This window comes from Marinobacter sp. SS5-14b (genome assembly GCF_030541005.1).
GTDB lineage: Bacteria > Pseudomonadota > Gammaproteobacteria > Pseudomonadales > Oleiphilaceae > Marinobacter.
On the sequence record NZ_JASSVM010000002.1, the window covers coordinates 631,821 to 650,352 of the forward strand.

An 18,532-nucleotide genomic window follows, 5' to 3' on the forward strand; every position below is an offset into this window, starting at 1 on the left:
TCGGTCGGGTTTGCCTGACAAAGCCCCGCCTTGCGCGGGGCTTTGTTGTTTCAGAGCCCCAGGTCTCCGAGCAGGGCGCTGAGGGTGGCTTTGCCCTTCTTCTGATTAGCTTCTTTGTCCTGGTCTCCCATGCCTTCCCATTTCACATCTTCTTCGGGCAGCTCATCCAGAAACCGGCTCGGAATGGTTTCGATTTTCTCGCCGTACTGTTTGCGAGACGCTGCATAGGTCAGTGACAGGGTTTCCCTGGCCCGGGTGATGCCAACATACATCAGCCGCCGCTCCTCTTCGATGTTGCCTTCCTCAATGCTGCTCCGGTGCGGAAGGATCTCTTCTTCCAGTCCCATGATGAACACATGGGGGAATTCCAGGCCCTTGGAGGCGTGCAGGGTCAGTAACTGAACCTTGTCGCTGTCGTCCTCCTCTTCCCGCTGCTCCATCATGTCTCGCAGGATCAGCTTGGCGATGGTGTCTTCGATGCCCAGTTCGTCTGCGGTGCCCTTACCGTCATCCAGCATTCGCTGGATCGACTCCACCAGGTACCAGATGTTTTCCATCCGCCGCTCCGCCTGCTTCGGGCTGCCGGAATGCTGGTGCAGATACTCGTCGTACTCAATGTCCGTGAACAACTGTTTGATGACCGGAACGGGGTCTTCGGTATACAGTCGCTCGCAGGTTTTATCCACCCAGTGGGCAAAACGGCGCAGCCGGTCCAGCCCCTTTTCCGTCACGTGGGTTTCTGCACCCATATCGCCCAGTGCCTTGAACAGGCTGACATTGCGTGAGCGGGCGTAATGGCTCAGCTGCTCCAGCGTGCGTGGGCCAATTTCCCGGCGGGGTACGTTCACCACCCGCAGGAAGGCAGCGTTGTCGTCGGGGTTGATCAGCAACCGCAGATAAGACATCGCGTCCTTGATCTCGCTCTTGGAGAAGAACGACTGGCCACCGGATATCCGGTAGGGAATCTGGTACGCCTGCAGCTTCATTTCCAGTAACCGGGCCTGGTGATTGCCCCGGTACAGCACCGCAAAATCCCGGAACTCCAGACCGTTCTTCAGTTTCTGGTCGAGAATTTCGGTGGCCACCCGCTCGGTTTCGGCGTCTTCGTTGCGACAACGAATGATGCGGATTTCCTCTCCAATCGTATGGTCACTCCACAGGGCCTTCTCGAACACGTGGGGGTTGTTGGCAATGACCGTGTTGGCGCTGCGTAGAATGCGACCGGTGGATCGGTAGTTCTGTTCCAGCTTCACAATCTTGAGGCTGGGGAAGTCTTCTTTCAACTGAGCCAGGTTTTCCGGGCGAGCGCCGCGCCAGGCGTAGATGGATTGGTCGTCGTCGCCGACCACGGTAAAGGCCGCTCGCTCAGCCACCAGCTGTTTGACCAGTTCGTACTGACACACGTTTGTGTCCTGGTACTCATCCACCAGCAGGTAGCGGATTTTCTTGCGCCATTTGGTCAGGATGTCCGGGCAGTCCCGAAACAGTTGTACCGGCAGTAAAATCAGGTCATCAAAGTCGACTGCGTTGTAAGCTTTCAGGTACTCGTTGTAATGCTTGTAGACGATGGCAATGCGTTGCTCCCGCTCGTCTGCGGCTTTGCTATACGCCTCAGAGGGGCTGCGCAGGGCGTTTTTCCAGGATGAGATGGTCATCTGGACATCGTTCAGCTCATCGCCGGCATCGGCGCTTGCTTCACGCATCATCAGATCCTGCAGCAGGGCTTTGGCATCTTCTGCGTCAAAAATGGAAAAGCCCGGGTGATAGCCCAGGTGGGGATGTTCTTCCCGAATGATGTTGAGGCCCAGGTTGTGGAAGGTGGAAACGATCAGGCCCCGGGATTTGCCGCGGTCGACAATCCGGCTGACCCGTTCCTTCATTTCCCGGGCGGCTTTGTTGGTAAAGGTCAGCGCCGCAATGTGCCGGCCGGGGATGCCCAGTTCTTCGATCAGGTGGGCGATCTTGCGAGTGATCACGCTGGTTTTACCGCTGCCTGCGCCCGCCAGGACCAACAGGGGGCCGTCGGCATAGCGCACCGCTTCGCGTTGTCTGGGGTTGAGCTTGTTCACAATATCGAAGCCAAAAAGGAACCCTGCGGAGAAAGTAAGCGTTTGTCTATTCTACACCAGCGAAACTCGATGTACCTTGCCGTTCTATAGGCTATGCTTGATAAGACGGATGCGACGCTGACCGACACATGGACCCTGCTCGATGACCTTGTCTCCCGACACCAGGAACGACCGCTTGCGGCTTCTTGTTCTGACACCGGAATACGTAGATTTTCTGTGGTATCGGGCCATGTTGTCGCGCGATCCTGAGATTGATCCGGACGCCACCTGGTGTCCGGACCTCATTGATTGTGACGATCTGATCCGCAACGCCAGTTTTGATGTCATCGTATGGGACTGTGTATTCCACGGCGGCTCGGAATCCGGCTTTCTCCAGTACCTGACCGTGTCCAGTGAAGACAAACCGGTTTTGGCCTTGAGTGCGTCTCCGTGTGAAGAAAAGGGCCCGGAACTCGTTGCGGCCGGCGCCGCAGACTACCTGTGCCGGCAAGCGATCGACGGTTGGAGCTTTTGCCGGGCGGTAAAATGCCTGTGGTACCGGGAGCAGTTGTCAGCTTCGGCTCATGGTCAGTTGGGCCGGGAGGTTGCGACGGGCTTCATCAACCGGGATCTGTTTTTCGATCGCCTGCAACAGGCGTTGCTGCGAGCAGAGCGGGCCGGCCACAGGCTGGCGCTGTTGCACCTGAACCTGGATGATTTCCGGAACATCAACGAAACCTTCGGCTACCAAAAAAGCGACCAGCTGATGTTCCGGCTGGCAGAGCGGCTGCGGCACAAGCTCCGCCGGGTGGATTCGCTGATGCGCATCGGTGGCGATGAGCTGGCGATCATCGTTGAAAAGGTCGAAGACTCGCTGGATATCAGTCAGATCATCCGGAAAGTGGTGGAAGCGCTTGATGAACCGTTAACGGTCGACGGCCAAAGCCTGGTGGTCAGTGCCAGCCTGGGTGTGGCGACTTATCCGGAGGCCGGCGACAGCCCGGAAGAATTGCTGCGCAGAGCCAACCGCGCGATGTTTGAAGCCAAGCGGGACCCAGGCACCAGCTATCGCTTCTACGACCGCCAGCTGCACATCTCAGCCGGTTATCAGCTCCGCCTGGAGGCAGATCTTCGCAACGCCATTCGCCGCAAGGAACTGGAGCTCTACTATCAGCCAAGGATTGATCTGGCCACTGAGGAGGCGCGGGGGGTTGAATGCCTGTTGCGCTGGAACCATCCGGAGCGGGGCATTGTCGGGCCTGAGGAATTTATTCCGGTGGCCGAACGCAGCGGGCTCATTGTGCCGATCGGATACTGGGTTATCGAGCAAGCCTGTAAGCGTCTGCAGGAAAGTGCCGAGCTGGGTTTTCCTGGCCTGGTGTTTGCGGTGAACCTGTCTTTCCGTCAGTTCCACGACCGTAAAATGACGGAGACCATCTTCCGGATTATCTTCAACGCCAATGTTGATACCAGTCTGCTGGAGCTGGAGTTGACGGAAAGCGCCATGATGCACGATCCGGACTATGCCCAACGCTGCCTGCGGGAGCTTAATCAGCTGGGTATTAGCTTCGCACTGGACGACTTCGGCACCGGATTCTCGTCCCTGAGCAACCTGCAACACCTACCCATTTCGTTGGTGAAAATCGACAAGTCGTTTGTTCAGGAGCTGGGTAATTCCGCCGATGCTGAGCACATTATCCGGGCGATCATCAGCCTGGCCCACAGCCTGCAGATGAGTGTGGTTGCGGAGGGCGTAGAGACCAAAGGCCAGCTCGATTTTCTGCGCCAGTACCACTGCGACGAGATTCAGGGCTACTATTTTGCCCGCCCCATGCCCTGGAATGACCTGGTGCAATTCCTGACCCGCCAGAATCAGTCTGCTTGCCTGCAGAAGTAAGCCGCTGTACCTTTGCGCATTAATTTCGCAAGCGATATCACAGAGGTTGCATGAACAGTATCTCCCGGCGCATTGCCGACGAACTTGGCGTACGTGAGCAACAGGTTAATGCGACGGTTGCTCTGCTCGATGAAGGCGCCACCGTTCCGTTTATTGCCCGCTACCGAAAAGAGGTCACCGGCTCGCTGGATGACATTCAGCTGCGAGCCCTGGAGGAGCGGCTGCGCTACCTGCGAGAGTTGGAAGACCGCCGGACCACCATCCTCAACAGCATTGAAGAGCAAGGCAAGCTGAGCGACGAGCTGCGAGCAACCATCCAGGCTGCGGACACCAAGAACCGCCTGGAAGATCTGTACCTGCCTTACAAGCCCAAACGCCGCACCAAGGCACAGATTGCCCGGGAAGCGGGCCTGGAGCCTCTGGCCGATGCCTTGTATGAAGATCCCACGCTGAACCCCGAAACCACCGCTGCAGGCTATCTCAATGCTGAGGCCGGTGTTGATGATGCCAAAGCGGCTCTCGACGGCGCTCGTTATATCCTGATGGAACGCTTTGCGGAAGATGCAGAGCTGCTGGGCGCGCTGAGGAACTTCGTCTGGCAGGAGGGTCAGCTGAAAGTGACCGTGGTCGAGGGTAAGGAGGCCGAAGGTGCCAAATTCCGGGACTACTTTGACCATGTAGAGCCCTTGAAAAAAGTGCCTTCACACCGGGCCCTGGCCATTCTTCGGGGCCGCAACGAGGGCATTCTGACGTTCTCCATTGCCATGGGCGACGCAGAAGATGATCGCCGTCAGCCGCACCCTGCGGAGCAACGTATTGCCGCGCATTGGGGGATTCGTGATAACGGGCGCGCGGCGGACAAATGGTTGGGTGAGGTGGTGCGCTGGACCTGGCGGGTCAAGCTTTCCACCCAGATTGAAACCGATCTGATGGCCCAGGTGCGTGAAGCAGCTGAAGCTGAGGCTATCAATGTGTTTGCGGCCAATCTCAAGGATCTGTTGCTGCTGGCCCCGGCCGGCCCAAGACCCACTCTGGGCCTGGACCCGGGCTTGCGTACCGGCGTGAAGGTGGCAGTCATCGATGGGACCGGACAGGTGCTGGACCACGGTGCCATTTTCCCCCATGCCCCTCAGAACCAGTGGGATCGCGCGATTGAGCAGATGGCGGTCTGGTGCCGTAAATACAACATCGAACTGGTCGCTATCGGTAACGGGACTGCGTCCCGGGAAACCGAAAAGCTGGTGGGCGATCTCAGTAAGCGTTACCCGGAGTTGAAACTGGCCCGCATTGTGGTGAACGAATCGGGAGCCTCGATCTATTCCGCCTCGGAGTTTGCCTCCCGGGAACTGCCGGATCTGGACGTGACCATTCGCGGTGCGGTTTCCATTGCCCGGCGGTTGCAGGACCCGCTGGCCGAGCTGGTTAAAATCGAGCCGAAGTCCATCGGGGTAGGCCAGTACCAGCACGATGTTTCACAGGTTCAGCTGTCCCGCAGTCTGGATGCGGTGGTGGAAGACTGCGTCAACGGTGTAGGGGTCGACCTGAACACCGCTTCTGTGCCTTTGCTGGCCCGGGTGTCTGGCCTGAGCCAGAGCATTGCCCAGAACATTGTTGATTTCCGGAGCCAGAACGGGGTGTTCACCAGTCGCAAACAGTTGATGAAAGTGTCCCGGCTTGGTGAGCGCACCTTTGAACAGGCGGCGGGCTTTCTGCGCATCGCTGGCGGTGAGAACCCGCTGGACCGATCCTCGGTTCACCCGGAAGCTTACGGTGTTGCCGAGGCCATCGCCAAACGCAACAACCGCAAAGTCGAGAGCGTCATGGGTGACGCCGCCTTCCTGCGCAGCCTCAACCCGCAGGACTATGTGACCGAACAGTTTGGCTTGCCCACGGTGAAAGACATTATCTCGGAACTCGAAAAACCGGGCCGGGATCCGCGACCGGAATTCCGTTTTGCCAGTTTTGAGGAAGGAGTGGAAACCCTGAATGACCTCAAACCGGGTATGGTGCTGGAAGGGTCTGTCACTAACGTCACCAACTTTGGCGCTTTTGTGGACATTGGCGTGCATCAGGATGGCCTGGTCCACATTTCGGCTCTGTCCCATACTTTCGTCAAAGATCCGCGCGAGGTGGTCAAGGCGGGTGATATTGTTAAGGTTAAAGTGATGGAAGTGGACATTCCCCGTAAGCGGATTGCCCTTTCCATGCGTATGGATGACCAGCCGGGCGCCGAAACCTCAGCCAAACCGGCAAGAGGCAACGATCGCAACAGCGGGCGTTCCTCCGGCAACAAGCCTCAGGGTGGCCAGAATCCGCAAGGCGCCATGGCCGGAGCCCTGGCTCAGGCCATGGCGTCTGCCCGCAAAGGCGGCCGGTAACACCACATATTGATTCAGCAGCGGTTTGCTCCCCACAAGGGGGCACCGCTCCAACAGGAGTTCACCATGGCAGTATCCCGCCACTCCCTGTTCCACCAGTTTGCTGCCTCTGATTGGGGCGGTTTTCTCAAGGGTGTTGAAAAAGAAGGCCTGAGAGCGGATGCCCGCGGGTTCATTGCCCACACGCCGCATCCCCAGGCGCTGGGTTCGGCGCTGACCCATCCACGGATCACAACCGACTACTCGGAATCATTGCTGGAGCTGATTACACCGGTGTTCAGCAATACCACCGACATGCTGGCCTCCTTGCGGGATACCCACCGGTTTGTGCAACAGCACTTGAAAGATGAAGTGTTCTGGGCCGCCAGCATGCCCTGTGAAATTAATGGTAATGACAGTATCCCCATTGCTGAATACGGTAGCTCCAACATTGGCCAGCTAAAGCATGTATACCGGCAGGGTCTATCGGTGCGTTATGGCCGTGTGATGCAGAGCATTGCGGGTGCGCACTACAACCTGTCGCTGCCAGACAGCTTCTGGCAGAAGTGGCAGCAAGTAACCGGTGACACAGCGACGCTGAAAGATTTCAAATCCGACCAGTACTTCTGGCTGATCCGGAACTTTCGCCGTCGTAGCTGGCTGTTGATGCTGTTGTTCGGCGCTTCTCCTGCGCTGGATGCCAGCTTTGTCGCGGGCGTGAAACACGATCTTGAACGGTTTGATGACCGCACCTGGCAAGGTCAGCACGCGACTTCCCTCAGGATGGGAGACTTGGGTTACCACAACAATGCGCAGGCCTCGCTGAACATCTGCTTTAATGAGCTTGAAACCTATACCCGAACCCTGGACCGCGCCATTCATACCAATTGGCCAGCCTATGAAGCGATAGGCACTCGCCGGGGCGATGAGTTTATTCAGATCAACACCAGCGTTCTGCAGATCGAAAACGAGTATTACAGTGCGGTTCGGCCGAAGCGCACCACTGAGCGTGGTGAAAAGCCGATACAGGCCCTGGATGCACGGGGTGTGGAATACATCGAGGTGCGGTGTCTGGACCTTGACCCCTTCTCGCCGATTGGGATCAATCGTGAACAGATCGACTTCCTCGACCTGTTCCTGCTGGATTGCCTGTTGACAGAGTCGCCCAGAATTGGCGATGCGGAGTGTGAGCGCCTCGACGACAATTACAAAGATGTGGTCGCAAAAGGTCGCTGGCAGGAACTGTCGCTGTGTCAGGGCGGTCAGCGGGTGCCAGTGGGTTCTGCTGCCCATGAGCTGCTGGAACGCCTGCAGCCGCTGGCAGAATTGCTGGATGGCTGGGGCGGAAGTGAGACCTATCGGTCTGCCCTGTCGGCTCAGCGCAACAAGTTGCAGGGCCAGGACTGGTCGGTGCCGTCTGCGAGGGTGCTCGAGGCCATGAGTGCTTCCGGCCTGGGCCACAGAGACTGGGTGTTTGAGCTGTCAAAAGCGCACCAGGAAACCCTGCGATCTGAAGCAATGTCCGGGGAGCAACAGGCTGAGTTCGAAGCCATGACTCGAGACTCCCTGGCGGAGCAAGCAGCCATGGAAGCCAGTGATAGTCAGCCTTTTGCCGAGTTTCTGGCGGACTACCTGAAGTCCTGAGGCCTCTTGGCATCACAGTCCGAAAGGGACGTGCCGCACAGAACGCATATTACAGTTTGCCGTCTCCGTTACCTGCTGTTACTTTTGTTAACATCAGGTAAGGGAGATGCGTTGTGGCAAGAGATATCAAGCTCGGTTGGGATGTAGAAGCGCTGAACAAAGCCTACCGCCAGGGATACATGGCGGCCACAATGGGTATGGACAAAACCCGTTGCCCCTATCGTGGTGAGGTCATCATTGCGGCGTGGGAAGCCGGCTGGGATGACGCTGAGCAGGCTGTGCATGCCCAGAAACAGCACCAGGAAGACAGCCTGTTCTCACGTATTGCCTGAATGCCTAGCGCTGAACCACGAATTCTGTAAACAGCACGCCGGTGATGGTTTCGCCGGTTTTCTGCTCTTCCAGTACCGCATTTATCCGGCGGGTTGCCTCGTCTCGCAACGTTTGCTGACCTTCCATTGAAGACAGCGTGTCCAGATTGGTCTGCTCCCCGAACAGCATAACCATCTCATGTCGCAACCGCGGCATGTGAGCTTCCACCGCCGTCCGCACGGTTGCACCCGATGCCCTGATGGTTACGGACGCCTTCAGGTAGTTGATCTTGGTGCCCGGCTCCCCGACGTGAGTGACGAACGCCGGCTCCATGGCAATGTAGTCGGTCACGCCTTTTTCTTCGGATGCACTTTCCTCAACTTCTGCGGGTTCTTCGGCCAGTGCTGGATTGTGCGAGAGCAGTATGGCAGAAAGCGCCCATACCAGATGCAGGGCAAATTTACGGAGACTAGTCATGGGCTTGATGATATTCATGGGGTACGATTGGGTCCATCAGCTATGTGTATCCAACATCATGATTCCGGGGTGACGTTTTGACAAGCAGATGGGTGTTTGGCTTTGTTTTTCTGGTCTGTGCGGCGCTGCTCGGGGTGGCGTTTTATATGGAGCACGTTATGGGCCTCGAACCATGCCCCCTGTGCTGGCTCCAGCGCTTCGGCTTTATGGGGGCCGGACTGGTCAGCCTCGTGGCCTTTTTGCATGGCCCGCTCGGGTTTGGCCGCAGGGTGTACGGAGTGTTTCTGGTTCTCACGGCCGGCGCCGGCCTCGGTGTCGCCGGGCGTCAACTCTGGCTGCAGAACCTGCCGGCCGATCAGGTGCCTGCCTGCGGGCCGTCGGTCGACTACATGCTGCAGGTTCTGCCGTGGCTGGACGTGCTTAAAACCGCCTTGCGCGGCACTGGGGACTGCGCTGAGGTGGTTTGGCGGTTTCTGGGCTTGAGTATTCCGGGTTGGACAGCCGTGTTTTTTGTGCTGTTGATTGTGCTTGGATTGGTCATGATGTTTCGCCGCGACCGCCCGAGCAGTTGGGTGCAGAGCTGAAATAGTTGCGGCTCACCTTGGCCATGGGGTAACTTGACTGCTCGATGTAAGAATCAGATGAACGGCCACTGACCGGACAGAGTGACTGAGGGGAGACAGGCGTCATGTTGGAAAATTGCCGGAATGCCAGAGAGCGCTGGGGCGGCGTCAGCGAATTGATAGATCGCTGGCTGAAAGAGCGCCAGCAGTTGCTTGTTCATTACTGCGAGCTGTCCGGGGAAAGTGACTTTTCCAAGACCGATGCGTTGAAGCAGAAGCTTGTGCGCCTGTGCGAAGTGTTGGTGGATTACGTGTCAGCCGGGCACTTCGAGGTATATGAACAGCTGATTCAGGAAGCCCGCGAGTTCAATGATGGTGGCCTGGAACTGGCGGCCAAAGTGTACCCCCAGATTGAAAAAACCACAGAAGTTGCCTTGAACTTCAATGACCGAGTGGATGGGCGCATTCTGAGCGAGCAGGAAATCGAGGCTCTGTTTGCAGAATTGTCCAGCCTGGGAGAAGTGCTGGCCAGCCGGTTCGAAATGGAAGATTTCCTGATTGAGAACCTGCACACTGCCCACGCTGGCAAGCTGGCGTCTGCCTGAGCGTCAGCTCGGTGTCATGATAGGGTGTGGCTCTAAAAACACCGGTCTGATGGCTCAGACCGGTGTTTTTTTATGCGCCCAAGAAGCTTAGTTCGCTTCCGGATTGATCTTCAGTAGCTCCACGTCAAAGATCAGGGTTTCATTCGGTGCAATCGCCTGATTACCGGTGGGCCCGTAAGCAAGGTCAGCCGGGATATAGAGCTTATAGCGGGCACCTTCGCTCATCAGTTGCAGGCCTTCAATCCAGCCGGGAATGACCTGGCCAACACCAAAGGTTGTTGGTTCGCCACGATCCCGTGAGCTATCAAACACTTCACCGTTGATCAATTCGCCGGTGTAATGAACCCGAACCCGGTCGGAAGCTGTTGGCTTTTCACCGCTACCTTCTTCAATCACTTCGTACTGCAGGCCGGATTCTGTGGTTTCAACGCCATTCCGCTTTGCGTTCTCCGCCAGGAATGCCTCACCTGCCTCCAGGTTCTTCTGTGCGAGTTCTTCGTATTGTTGCTCCTGCTGTGCCTGCATGTCTTTCTGATAGGCCACCAGCGCTGTCTGGATTTCCTCCCGGCTCAGTCGCTTGGCGTCTTCCTCTCCCGACTGGCCATGCTCAAAGCCTTGAATAAACTGCTGCATATGAAGATCTGGCAGGTCATTGCTCATGCGCTCACCCATGACCAACCCCATGCCGTAACTGACTTTCTCAGACGTGGTTTCGAGCGACGGATCCTGCTCGGTGGTGGAGCAACCGGCAACGAAACCGGCCATGGCGATGACTAACAGAGTTTTCTTCATGAATAGGTCCTTTGCGCGTTTTACAGGGCTCTGTGGCTCTGTTGGAATTGGAAATTGGACAAGTTAACGGGTTCGGCACAAGTATGCCACTGAACAGTTGTTAAGGCTGAGGCCTGGTTACCGTCATGACCCGTTGTTGGCAGGAGCGCCGTTCAAAGAGAAGGGGGCACGGTAGGGAGATTGCCAGTCGTTGTCTGGATCGGTTGCGCGCTCTTCGACGGGTGATGGGCTGGTGCGTTCTATCGCCAGTGCGTTCCAGGGACCTGTAGCCGGCGGTTGATCGGCGTAGTGCCAGTTGCCATCGGTATCTTGCCATTTAAAAACGATGTCGGGCCCATCTGTCGGGGCCGGTGAGGGCAGCAGGCCTTCAAACGCGGGAATCACCTTTGCCTGTTGGGCAGGCGCCTGGGTTGACACCTGATCGGGGTCACCGAGGCCGAAAAACATCAGCAACAGCAACAGCCCCAGGGCCGGGAACGCCAGACGGATGAGCCATTTCATCAGCATGGCGCGTTGCTCCCGGTGCTCGCTGTTGCCAGCAGGCGGGCGAGATTTCGAATGTGGTTCATTGGCTGCGGTTCCCGTTTCGGAAGAGGTGCAGCCGCCAGCAGATTCTCCACGATGATCGTGTTGCAATCCTGCATGCTGCCCGCCTCCGGGTTGAGTTCGTTAAGCGTTTGCCATGCCAGCGCCAGTTCAGTTTGTTCGGCCTGAAGTTCAGCGTTGGCCAGTGCCTCCCGGAGTTCATGGCCATAACCATGTTGCTTGGGAATCGATTTTCGGGCCGAGCGAATGAGACCGGTTACACGACCGCGCCACTCTGTTACCTTAGCGTCCTCAATGCCGGTGAATACGCGCCCGTTCACGCCCAGCCATCCGGCACACAGAATCCGGGTTACGCTCCAGCCATGTTCTTGCAGGTCAAGACAGGCTTTGGCCAGTTCTGGTTGTTGCCAGCAGGACAGAGCATAACGCCAGAGAGGATTGTCCGGTTCCATGGATTTAAAGTAGCTCTATGTTAACGATAACCGATCTCAGTTTACAACGAGGCGGCGTCTGGTTGCTAGAAAACGTCAGTCTGACGGTTCAGCCCGGCCAGCGGGTCGCCATTGTTGGTGCCAACGGTGCCGGAAAGTCGAGTCTTTTCCAACTGTTGCTGGGCCAGCTGGCCCCCGAACAGGGCAGCGTATCGCTGCCGGGTGGCTGCCGAATTGCGCATATGGCACAGGAAGTTAAGGCGTCATCGCGTTCAGCGAGAGATTTCGTGCTGGACGGCGATTTCGAGCTGCGGCGACTGGAGAAAGAGCTGGCCGAAGCCGAAGCTCGGGGCGATGATCATGCGATTGCCCACCTGCACGGCGAGCTGGATATTCACGAAGCCTGGTCTGCCCCCCGTCGGGCGGAATCCCTGATACGGGGCCTGGGTTTTGCGGACAGTGATGCTGAACGACCGGTATCGGCCTTTTCCGGTGGCTGGCGAATTCGACTGAACCTGGCTCAGGCCCTGATGCGTCCTTCCGACTTGTTGTTACTGGATGAGCCAACCAACCACCTGGACCTCGATGCTTGCCTGTGGCTGGAGAACTGGTTACGCAAATACCAGGGCACGTTGCTGTTTATCTCCCATGACCGGGATTTTATGGACCGGGTTGCCACCCACCTGGTGCATTTCGACCAGAAAAAGCTGGCCCTGTACACCGGTAACTATTCCGCTTTTGAGGTTCAACGCAGTGAACGGTTGGCCCAGCAGCAGGCCAGCTTCGAGCGGCAACAGGCCCGGATTGCTGAAATCCAACGCTTTATCGATCGGTTCAAAGCCAAGGCCACCAAAGCGAAACAGGCCCAGAGCCGGGTTAAATCGCTGGAGCGTATGGAACGCATCGCTCCGGCCCACGTGGATTCGCCGTTCAGTTTTGAATTTCCGGTTGCGGAAAAGGTGTCCAACCCGTTGTTGTCGATCCGAAACGGCGTGGCCGGCCACGGCGATACGGCCATTCTGCACAATGTGAATATTACGCTGTTGCCGGGTTCCCGAATTGGCTTGCTGGGCCCGAACGGTGCGGGTAAATCGACCTTTATGGACGCCCTGCGAGGCACCGGCACGTTGCTATCGGGCGAGCGAACCTGTGGTGAACACCTGGCCATTGGCTATTTTGCCCAGCATCAGCTGGAATCTCTGGATCTGGATGCGAGTCCGTTCCTGCACCTGCAGCGGCTGGCCCCCAGCGCGTCCGAGCAAAAGGTGCGAAACTTTCTGGGCGGCTTTGATTTTCATGGTGATGAGGCGCTCAGCCCCATCCGCTCTTTCTCCGGGGGTGAAAAGGCGAGGGTGGCACTGGCCGTGATTGCCTGGCAAAAGCCAAATCTGTTGCTGCTTGACGAGCCGACCAACCACCTGGATCTGGAAATGCGGCAGGCCCTCACCATGGCACTGCAGAACTTTGATGGTGCCATTGTGGTGGTTTCGCACGATCGCCATCTGTTACGCAATACGGTGGATGAGTTTTGGTTGGTGTCGGATGGGGCCGTGAAGGAATACGACGGCGATCTCGAAGACTATGAGCGCTGGCTGGCGGACCGTCGAAAAGATGATGAGGAGCCGCCCAAGCGGCAAGTCGCGGAAGACGGCGGGCAGTCTCAGCAGGGCAATGGTGCAGGCACCGTGAGTGCCGATGAACGTAAGGCTCGTAAACGGCAGGAGGCCGAGCTACGCCAGAAGCTAAGCCCCTGGCGCAAGAAACAGAAGACCCTTGAAGCGCGTCTGGATCAGCTGCAGGCGCAGCTGGCATCGGTGGAGCAGGCTCTGGCTGACCCTTCCGTTTACGATGACCGTCAGAAGGTGAAGTTGAAGGAGCTGTTGGCGGAACAAACCCGACTCAAACGTGAGTTGGACGATACCGAAGCCGAATGGCTCGACGTCAGTGAGACGGTCGAAACCCTTGAAGCAGAACTTGCCGGTTAACCGCCGGCAACGGGCAGCTTTGTGGGATCAGCGGGTGCCGATTTCCAGCACAAAGTCTTGTCGGGCCAGGAAGTCCCGCTCATTCTGAAGATCTGCCAGGGTCAGGGGCCGGTTATCCAGCCAGCCTTCCGGAAATTCGACAACCAGTTTGCTTTCATGGCCGTGAAGCTTGAACTCCGGAGGCTGCTCCAGGTTCCGTGAGCGCTGAATGACCACCGCCAGGCGCAGCAGCGCGCAGAGGTAGCGCAATCGGGGTTTCTCTTCCGGCTCCACGCCCTCAAATACGGCGGGTGAGAACTTGCGCCGGTGTCCTCGCACCAGGGTGGCAAGGTCGCGCTGGAACTGCTGGGTGAACCCTGGCAAATCGGAATACCGCAACAGGTAGGCGCCGTGTTTATGGTATTGGCTATGGGAAATGGTCAGGCCAATTTCATGGAGCCGGCAGGCCCAGCGCAGGACATCTTCATCGGCGGCGGTTCGCAGTCCCCATTGCCCGGCTACCTGCTCCCAGGCCGCGAGCGCCGTTTGCTCTACGGCGGCACCGTGAGCCTGGTCCACGTGGTAACGCTCCTGCAGTGCTGCAATGGTGCGCTCTCGCACGTCTTCATGCTGAATCCGCCCGACAATATCGTACAGCAGACCTTCCCGCAGTGCGCCATCGGCAAACGCCATATCCTGAATGTCCAGTGAGCGAAAGGCGGCGAGCAGAATGGCAAAACCGGCCGGGAAAATAGTCTGCCGGTCTTCCCGTACGCCCAGTTCGGTCAGTTTTTCGACCTTGCCCATATCCACCAGGCGTTTGCGCAACTCTTCCATGGCAGGGCGGGTGATGGTGCCGTCGGTGAGTTTCAGGGTTGACAATACACTGCAAATGGCCTTGATAGACCCGGATGAGCCGACGGCACTCTGCCAGCCAACCGCGCGATAATGACGGCGGATGCTTTGCAGTTCCTGCTCTGCATGGGTAATGGCTTTGTCCATTTGCCGGCGGGTGATCTTGCCGTCAGGAAAGTATCGGTTGCGGAACGACACGCAGCCCATGTGCAGGCTTTCCAGCTCTTGTGGCTCAAAGCGCTGGCCGATAATGAACTCAGTGCTACCGCCACCGATATCAATCACCAGCCTGCGGCCTTCGTCGTCGGCAAGGGTGTGGGATACGCCAAGATAAATCAGGCGGGCTTCCTCTCGCCCGGCGATGACCTCCACAGGATAGCCGAGCACGGCTTCGGCCCTGTCGATGAATTCCTGAGCATTGCGGGCTACCCGCAGGGCGTTGGTGCCGACAATCTGGACGCCTTCGGTGGGCGTGCCCTGAAGCCGCTGTGCAAACCGGCTTAAACATTCGAGGGCCTTTTGCTGGGCCTCCTCGGTCAGGCGGTTGTACTGATCCAGCCCGGCTCCGAGCTGGACTTTTTCGCCCATCTTCTCAACGGTGCGTATTTCACCGTGAACCAGCCGGGCCACCACCATGTGGAAGCTGTTGGAGCCCATATCAATGGCTGCCAGCATGTCCGGGGAAGATACAGCGTTCTCGGCGGTAGATGCGGCCGTCACGTTGATAGGCGTCCTGTGTGATGTGAACTTGCCCGTACTATAAGGGAAAGTTTATCGGTGTGTCAGTAACTGACTGCGGTCATTACTGACACGAATCAAGCCGGCACACGATACAACCTGCTTCACATTCACGCTGCCTATCGCGTAAAGTAATGCTCTATCGAAATCCGGGCAGACGGTTCGCCGAACACGGAAACAATCGTCTGCTATAGCCAACAGCGACTCCACCGTGGCTGGGAAAAACAGCCCGGGAGCGCCTGAATCAGGAATAGGTAATGAGCGGAAATATCGTTAATGTCACCGACGCTTCCTTTGAGCAAGACGTACTGAAATCTGACGTTCCGGTACTGGTAGACTACTGGGCTGAGTGGTGTGGCCCGTGCAAGATGATTGCCCCGGTTCTGGAAGAAATCGCCGACGAATACGATGGCAAGCTCAAGGTCTGCAAACTCAACATTGATGAAAACGAGCAGACCCCGCCCAAGTTCAACATTCGTGGTATCCCGACGCTTATGCTGTTCAAGAACGGCAATGTCGACGCCACCAAGGTAGGTGCACTGTCCAAGTCTCAGCTGGCCGCCTTCCTCGACAGCAATCTCTGATCCAGGATTGCTGACTGAAACCGCCCCTGAACCACGTTCACGGGCGGTTTTTTAATGCCCTGAGTCGAGCTACTCCCAGCCCTGAGAGCGTTTCAGATCCGAAACTTTCTGCTCAACCCAGTGCTCGCTGTCGGGAGCAATTTCCTTCTTCCAGAAAGGCGCTGACGTTTTCAGTGCGTCCATAAGGAACTGACACGCCGAAAACGCATCGCCCCGGTGGGCACTGCACACCCCGACAAACACAATCTGATCCGATAGCTCCAACCGCCCGACCCGGTGAATGACCCGGGCCTGCCGAACATCCCAGCGCTCGGACGCTTCATCAATCAGGCCCTGGATCACGGCCTCGGTCATGCCTGGATAGTGCTCCAGAAACAACCCCGTCACCCCGGACAGATCACCGGAATCCCGAACCAGCCCGGAAAAGGTAGAAATTGCGCCAGTGCCCGGGCCGCTGGCTCTCAGGGCCTTATATTCCTCACCGACATCAAAATCTTCAGTCTGGATCGAAATCATCTCAACCTCCGGTCACCGGCGGAAAAAACGCCACTTCATCGCCGGGCTGCACCGGCGTGGCTGGTTTGGCCATCGCCTGATTGACCGCCAACATCACCGGTTGATGGCCCTGTAGTTGGCTCCAGGCGCCACCACGGCTTGCCAGTTCAGACAACACATCGCCTACGGTCTGGCCCGGTGTTACTGACAGCTTCAGGCTGTCAGTGCCTAGCTCCTCCCGCAAGCGGGCGAAAAAACGAACAGTCACAGTCGCGTCGGTCATGGTCAGCTCAACAAGTCGGCAAATGAGTAGTAGGTCAGTAAATCGCCCGGTTTCACCGTCGTGTGCTCCGGCACCACCGCCAGGCCAGAACTCCAGCAGGCGGAACTGAGCACGCCGGAATTCTGGTTTGGATAGGCCGCCACGGTTATTTCAGTGCCGGAAACGTTCTTACGGGCCCGGATAAATTCCCGGCGTATCGAAGGTGAAGTGATTTCGAAGTCCGCCGGCAGGCGCTCGCCAATGCAGTAAACCTCTGGGCGGCCCTGGCGTTTGCGGATATAGGGCATGGCCACCATCATAAAGGTGACGAGCACCGTTGCCGGGTTGCCGGGCAGGCCCAGCAGGGGGGTGCCGCCAATCTCGCCAAAGGCCAGGGGTTTGCCGGGTTTGATCGCCAGCCGCCAGAGTGACAGCTTGCCGGATTCCTCAAGCACCGCCCGCACGTGATCTTCTTCGCCCACGGAAACACCGCCACTGGTCAGAATTAAATCCGCCTGGGTAGCGGCCCGTTGCAGTGTGGCACGCGTCTCCTTGCGGGTATCCTCGAGGGTTTCACACAGCACGACTTCGCAGCCTGCTTCCGCCAGCAGCCCCAGCATGGTGAAACGGTTGGAGTTGTATATCTGCCCGGGCCCCAGTGGCTTCCCCGGTTCGACCAGTTCATCGCCGGTGTTGAGAATGGCCACTTTCAGGCGGGCCAGCACCGGCACCTGACTGACGCCCATGGAGGCCAGCAGGCCCATTTCCTGCGGACGGATACGGGTACCGCGGGCAAGAGCCAGGCTGCCTTTGGCGAGATCCTGGCCGCGACGGCGAATGTTCTGTGCCGGCTCAACCGCGCCCTGAATGACAATGCCATCGTCGATGTGCTCGACCCGCTCCTGCATGACCACCGCGTCTGCCCCCTCAGGAATCTCGGAACCGGTAAAAATCCTGACGGCGGTGCCCGGTTGCAGTGGGCGGGGCGCCATGCCGGCGGGTATCCGGTCTGACACCCGCAGCCACTGGTCAGGGCTGGTATCGCCCTGGCAGATGGCATAGCCGTCGACGGCACTGTTATCCGCTGGCGGCACATCGGCGGGCGCTGAGTGGTCTTCCGCAAGAATCCGGCCCAGGCTGTCCGCAATGGACACCGTTTCAGTCCGGGTGATCGCGGTCGCCTGCGCCAGAAGGTAGGTGAGGGCGTCGTCGACCGACGTCAGGTTTGGGCTGGCCATGCTATCTCCTGTTACCGTTCAGCGCGTGTGCTGATGACTTCCTGGATACGATGGAAGGCACGTTCTGGCTTGCGCAGCACCAGCCCCGAAAAATTGCAGGGGCTATGGCGGCTGTCGAGTTGGCTTTTCAGGATGCCATTCCAGCCCGTGCGGCAGGCGCCGGTGGAGCCCGGCAGGCAGAAAACGACGGTGTGATTGGCCATGCCGCCAAAGACCCGGGACTGAATGGTTGAGGAGCCGATTTCCTCGGCCGACAAACGCCTGAACTCCTCGCCAAATCCCTCAATGAGTTTGTCCAGCAGCGGTGCGATAGCTTCTGGTGTGCTGTCGCGTTCAAGCAATCCGGTTCCGCCGGTGATGATCACCGCGTGTATCTCTGGGTCAGCGATCCACAGCGCGACCAATGCCCGCATCAGGTAAATGTCGTCAGGCAGTATCCGGCGGGAGACCAGGCGGTGGCCTGCCTCGATCACGCTGTCTTCAAGAAACTGGCCGGAGGTGTCCTGCTCCGCCGTGCGGGTGTCAGAAACCGTCAACAGGGCGATATTGAGTGGCTGAAGTGCGGTGGAGGGAACGCTGCTCATAGTAAGGCTCCGGATCGTTCGGATGAAGGTCATGCCCTAGTATCCGTAACAATGGGGGGTATGGGAAGTGGCGGGCACCTCGCAGATAATCAGGCTGAAAAACCATGACCGGTGTCATCAGGGTGGCTTAATTTTAGCCA

General features: G+C 57.9%; 18 protein-coding genes. 8 read left to right on the forward strand and 10 right to left on the reverse strand.

The window, feature by feature from the left end:
* Positions 1 to 50: 50 nt before the first annotated feature.
* On the reverse strand, positions 51 to 2,069 hold the full coding sequence (gene rep / locus QPL95_RS06875; protein ID WP_303290250.1) for a DNA helicase Rep: 2,019 nt from the start codon (positions 2,067 to 2,069) through the stop codon (positions 51 to 53).
* Between the two features lie 142 nt (positions 2,070 to 2,211).
* On the opposite strand from rep, the gene QPL95_RS06880 reads away from it, so the two are divergent.
* From QPL95_RS06880 to QPL95_RS06895, 4 genes are all read left to right on the forward strand, one after another.
* The gene (locus QPL95_RS06880; protein WP_303290251.1) at positions 2,212 to 3,945 is read left to right on the forward strand and encodes a bifunctional diguanylate cyclase/phosphodiesterase; all 1,734 of its coding nucleotides are present in this window, start codon (positions 2,212 to 2,214) and stop codon (positions 3,943 to 3,945) included.
* 50 nt (positions 3,946 to 3,995) lie between these two features.
* Positions 3,996 to 6,323, forward strand: a complete 2,328-nt coding sequence (locus QPL95_RS06885; protein ID WP_303290252.1) for a Tex family protein — start codon at positions 3,996 to 3,998, stop codon at positions 6,321 to 6,323.
* 66 nt (positions 6,324 to 6,389) lie between these two features.
* Entirely contained in the window at positions 6,390 to 7,946 is a 1,557-nt protein-coding gene (gene gshA / locus QPL95_RS06890; protein ID WP_303290253.1) for a glutamate--cysteine ligase, read from the forward strand.
* Between the two features lie 113 nt (positions 7,947 to 8,059).
* The gene (locus QPL95_RS06895) at positions 8,060 to 8,278 is read left to right on the forward strand and encodes a ribosome modulation factor (RefSeq protein WP_303290254.1); all 219 of its coding nucleotides are present in this window, start codon (positions 8,060 to 8,062) and stop codon (positions 8,276 to 8,278) included.
* 4 nt (positions 8,279 to 8,282) lie between these two features.
* Here QPL95_RS06895 and QPL95_RS06900 read toward each other — a convergent pair whose 3' ends face one another.
* Entirely contained in the window at positions 8,283 to 8,753 is a 471-nt protein-coding gene (locus QPL95_RS06900; protein WP_303290255.1) for a flagellar basal body-associated protein FliL, read from the reverse strand.
* A 59-nt stretch (positions 8,754 to 8,812) separates the two neighbouring features.
* On the opposite strand from QPL95_RS06900, the gene QPL95_RS06905 reads away from it, so the two are divergent.
* Positions 8,813 to 9,319, forward strand: a complete 507-nt coding sequence (locus tag QPL95_RS06905) for a disulfide bond formation protein B (protein ID WP_303290256.1) — start codon at positions 8,813 to 8,815, stop codon at positions 9,317 to 9,319.
* A gap of 104 nt (positions 9,320 to 9,423) precedes the next feature.
* Positions 9,424 to 9,903, forward strand: coding sequence for a sigma D regulator (rsd, locus tag QPL95_RS06910; protein WP_303290257.1), 480 nt, complete (start codon positions 9,424 to 9,426; stop codon positions 9,901 to 9,903).
* Between the two features lie 87 nt (positions 9,904 to 9,990).
* Here the strand turns inward: rsd and QPL95_RS06915 are convergent, their stop codons facing one another.
* The 3 genes from QPL95_RS06915 to QPL95_RS06925 all read right to left on the reverse strand — a co-directional run bounded on the left by QPL95_RS06915 (position 9,991) and on the right by QPL95_RS06925 (position 11,693).
* Positions 9,991 to 10,695: an FKBP-type peptidyl-prolyl cis-trans isomerase gene (locus QPL95_RS06915; protein WP_303290258.1), complete on the reverse strand. Its 705-nt coding sequence runs from the start codon at positions 10,693 to 10,695 to the stop codon at positions 9,991 to 9,993.
* A 123-nt stretch (positions 10,696 to 10,818) separates the two neighbouring features.
* Positions 10,819 to 11,202 (reverse strand): DUF4124 domain-containing protein, encoded by a 384-nt coding sequence (locus tag QPL95_RS06920; protein ID WP_303290259.1) that lies wholly within the window; start codon positions 11,200 to 11,202, stop codon positions 10,819 to 10,821.
* Positions 11,196 to 11,693, reverse strand: a complete 498-nt coding sequence (locus QPL95_RS06925) for a DUF2390 domain-containing protein (RefSeq protein ID WP_303290260.1) — start codon at positions 11,691 to 11,693, stop codon at positions 11,196 to 11,198. The genes QPL95_RS06920 and QPL95_RS06925 overlap by 7 nt, the downstream gene beginning before the upstream one ends.
* 17 nt (positions 11,694 to 11,710) lie before the next feature.
* Here QPL95_RS06925 and QPL95_RS06930 point away from each other — a divergent pair, with 17 nt between their 5' ends.
* Entirely contained in the window at positions 11,711 to 13,657 is a 1,947-nt protein-coding gene (locus tag QPL95_RS06930; RefSeq protein WP_303290261.1) for an ATP-binding cassette domain-containing protein, read from the forward strand.
* Between the two features lie 27 nt (positions 13,658 to 13,684).
* Here QPL95_RS06930 and ppx read toward each other — a convergent pair whose 3' ends face one another.
* Positions 13,685 to 15,166 carry an exopolyphosphatase gene (gene ppx / locus QPL95_RS06935; protein WP_303290394.1) on the reverse strand — a complete coding sequence of 494 codons (1,482 nt, stop codon included), beginning with the start codon at positions 15,164 to 15,166 and terminating at the stop codon, positions 13,685 to 13,687.
* A 320-nt stretch (positions 15,167 to 15,486) separates the two neighbouring features.
* Between ppx and trxA the strand changes: the two genes are divergently transcribed.
* The gene (gene trxA / locus QPL95_RS06940) at positions 15,487 to 15,813 is read left to right on the forward strand and encodes a thioredoxin TrxA (protein WP_011784020.1); all 327 of its coding nucleotides are present in this window, start codon (positions 15,487 to 15,489) and stop codon (positions 15,811 to 15,813) included.
* A 69-nt stretch (positions 15,814 to 15,882) separates the two neighbouring features.
* Here the strand turns inward: trxA and QPL95_RS06945 are convergent, their stop codons facing one another.
* From QPL95_RS06945 to moaB, 4 genes are read right to left on the reverse strand one after another with little or no spacing between them, the layout of a single operon-like run.
* A complete protein-coding gene (locus QPL95_RS06945; protein ID WP_303290262.1) occupies positions 15,883 to 16,329 on the reverse strand; it encodes a molybdenum cofactor biosynthesis protein MoaE in 447 nt (148 codons plus the stop codon).
* Between the two features lies 1 nt (position 16,330).
* Positions 16,331 to 16,591 (reverse strand): molybdopterin converting factor subunit 1, encoded by a 261-nt coding sequence (gene moaD / locus QPL95_RS06950; RefSeq protein ID WP_303290263.1) that lies wholly within the window; start codon positions 16,589 to 16,591, stop codon positions 16,331 to 16,333.
* A gap of 2 nt (positions 16,592 to 16,593) precedes the next feature.
* Complete coding sequence (glp, locus tag QPL95_RS06955) at positions 16,594 to 17,808, reverse strand: gephyrin-like molybdotransferase Glp (protein WP_303290264.1); 1,215 nt, start codon at positions 17,806 to 17,808, stop codon at positions 16,594 to 16,596.
* A gap of 11 nt (positions 17,809 to 17,819) precedes the next feature.
* A complete protein-coding gene (moaB, locus tag QPL95_RS06960) occupies positions 17,820 to 18,392 on the reverse strand; it encodes a molybdenum cofactor biosynthesis protein B (protein WP_303290265.1) in 573 nt (190 codons plus the stop codon).
* Positions 18,393 to 18,532: the final 140 nt, after the last annotated feature.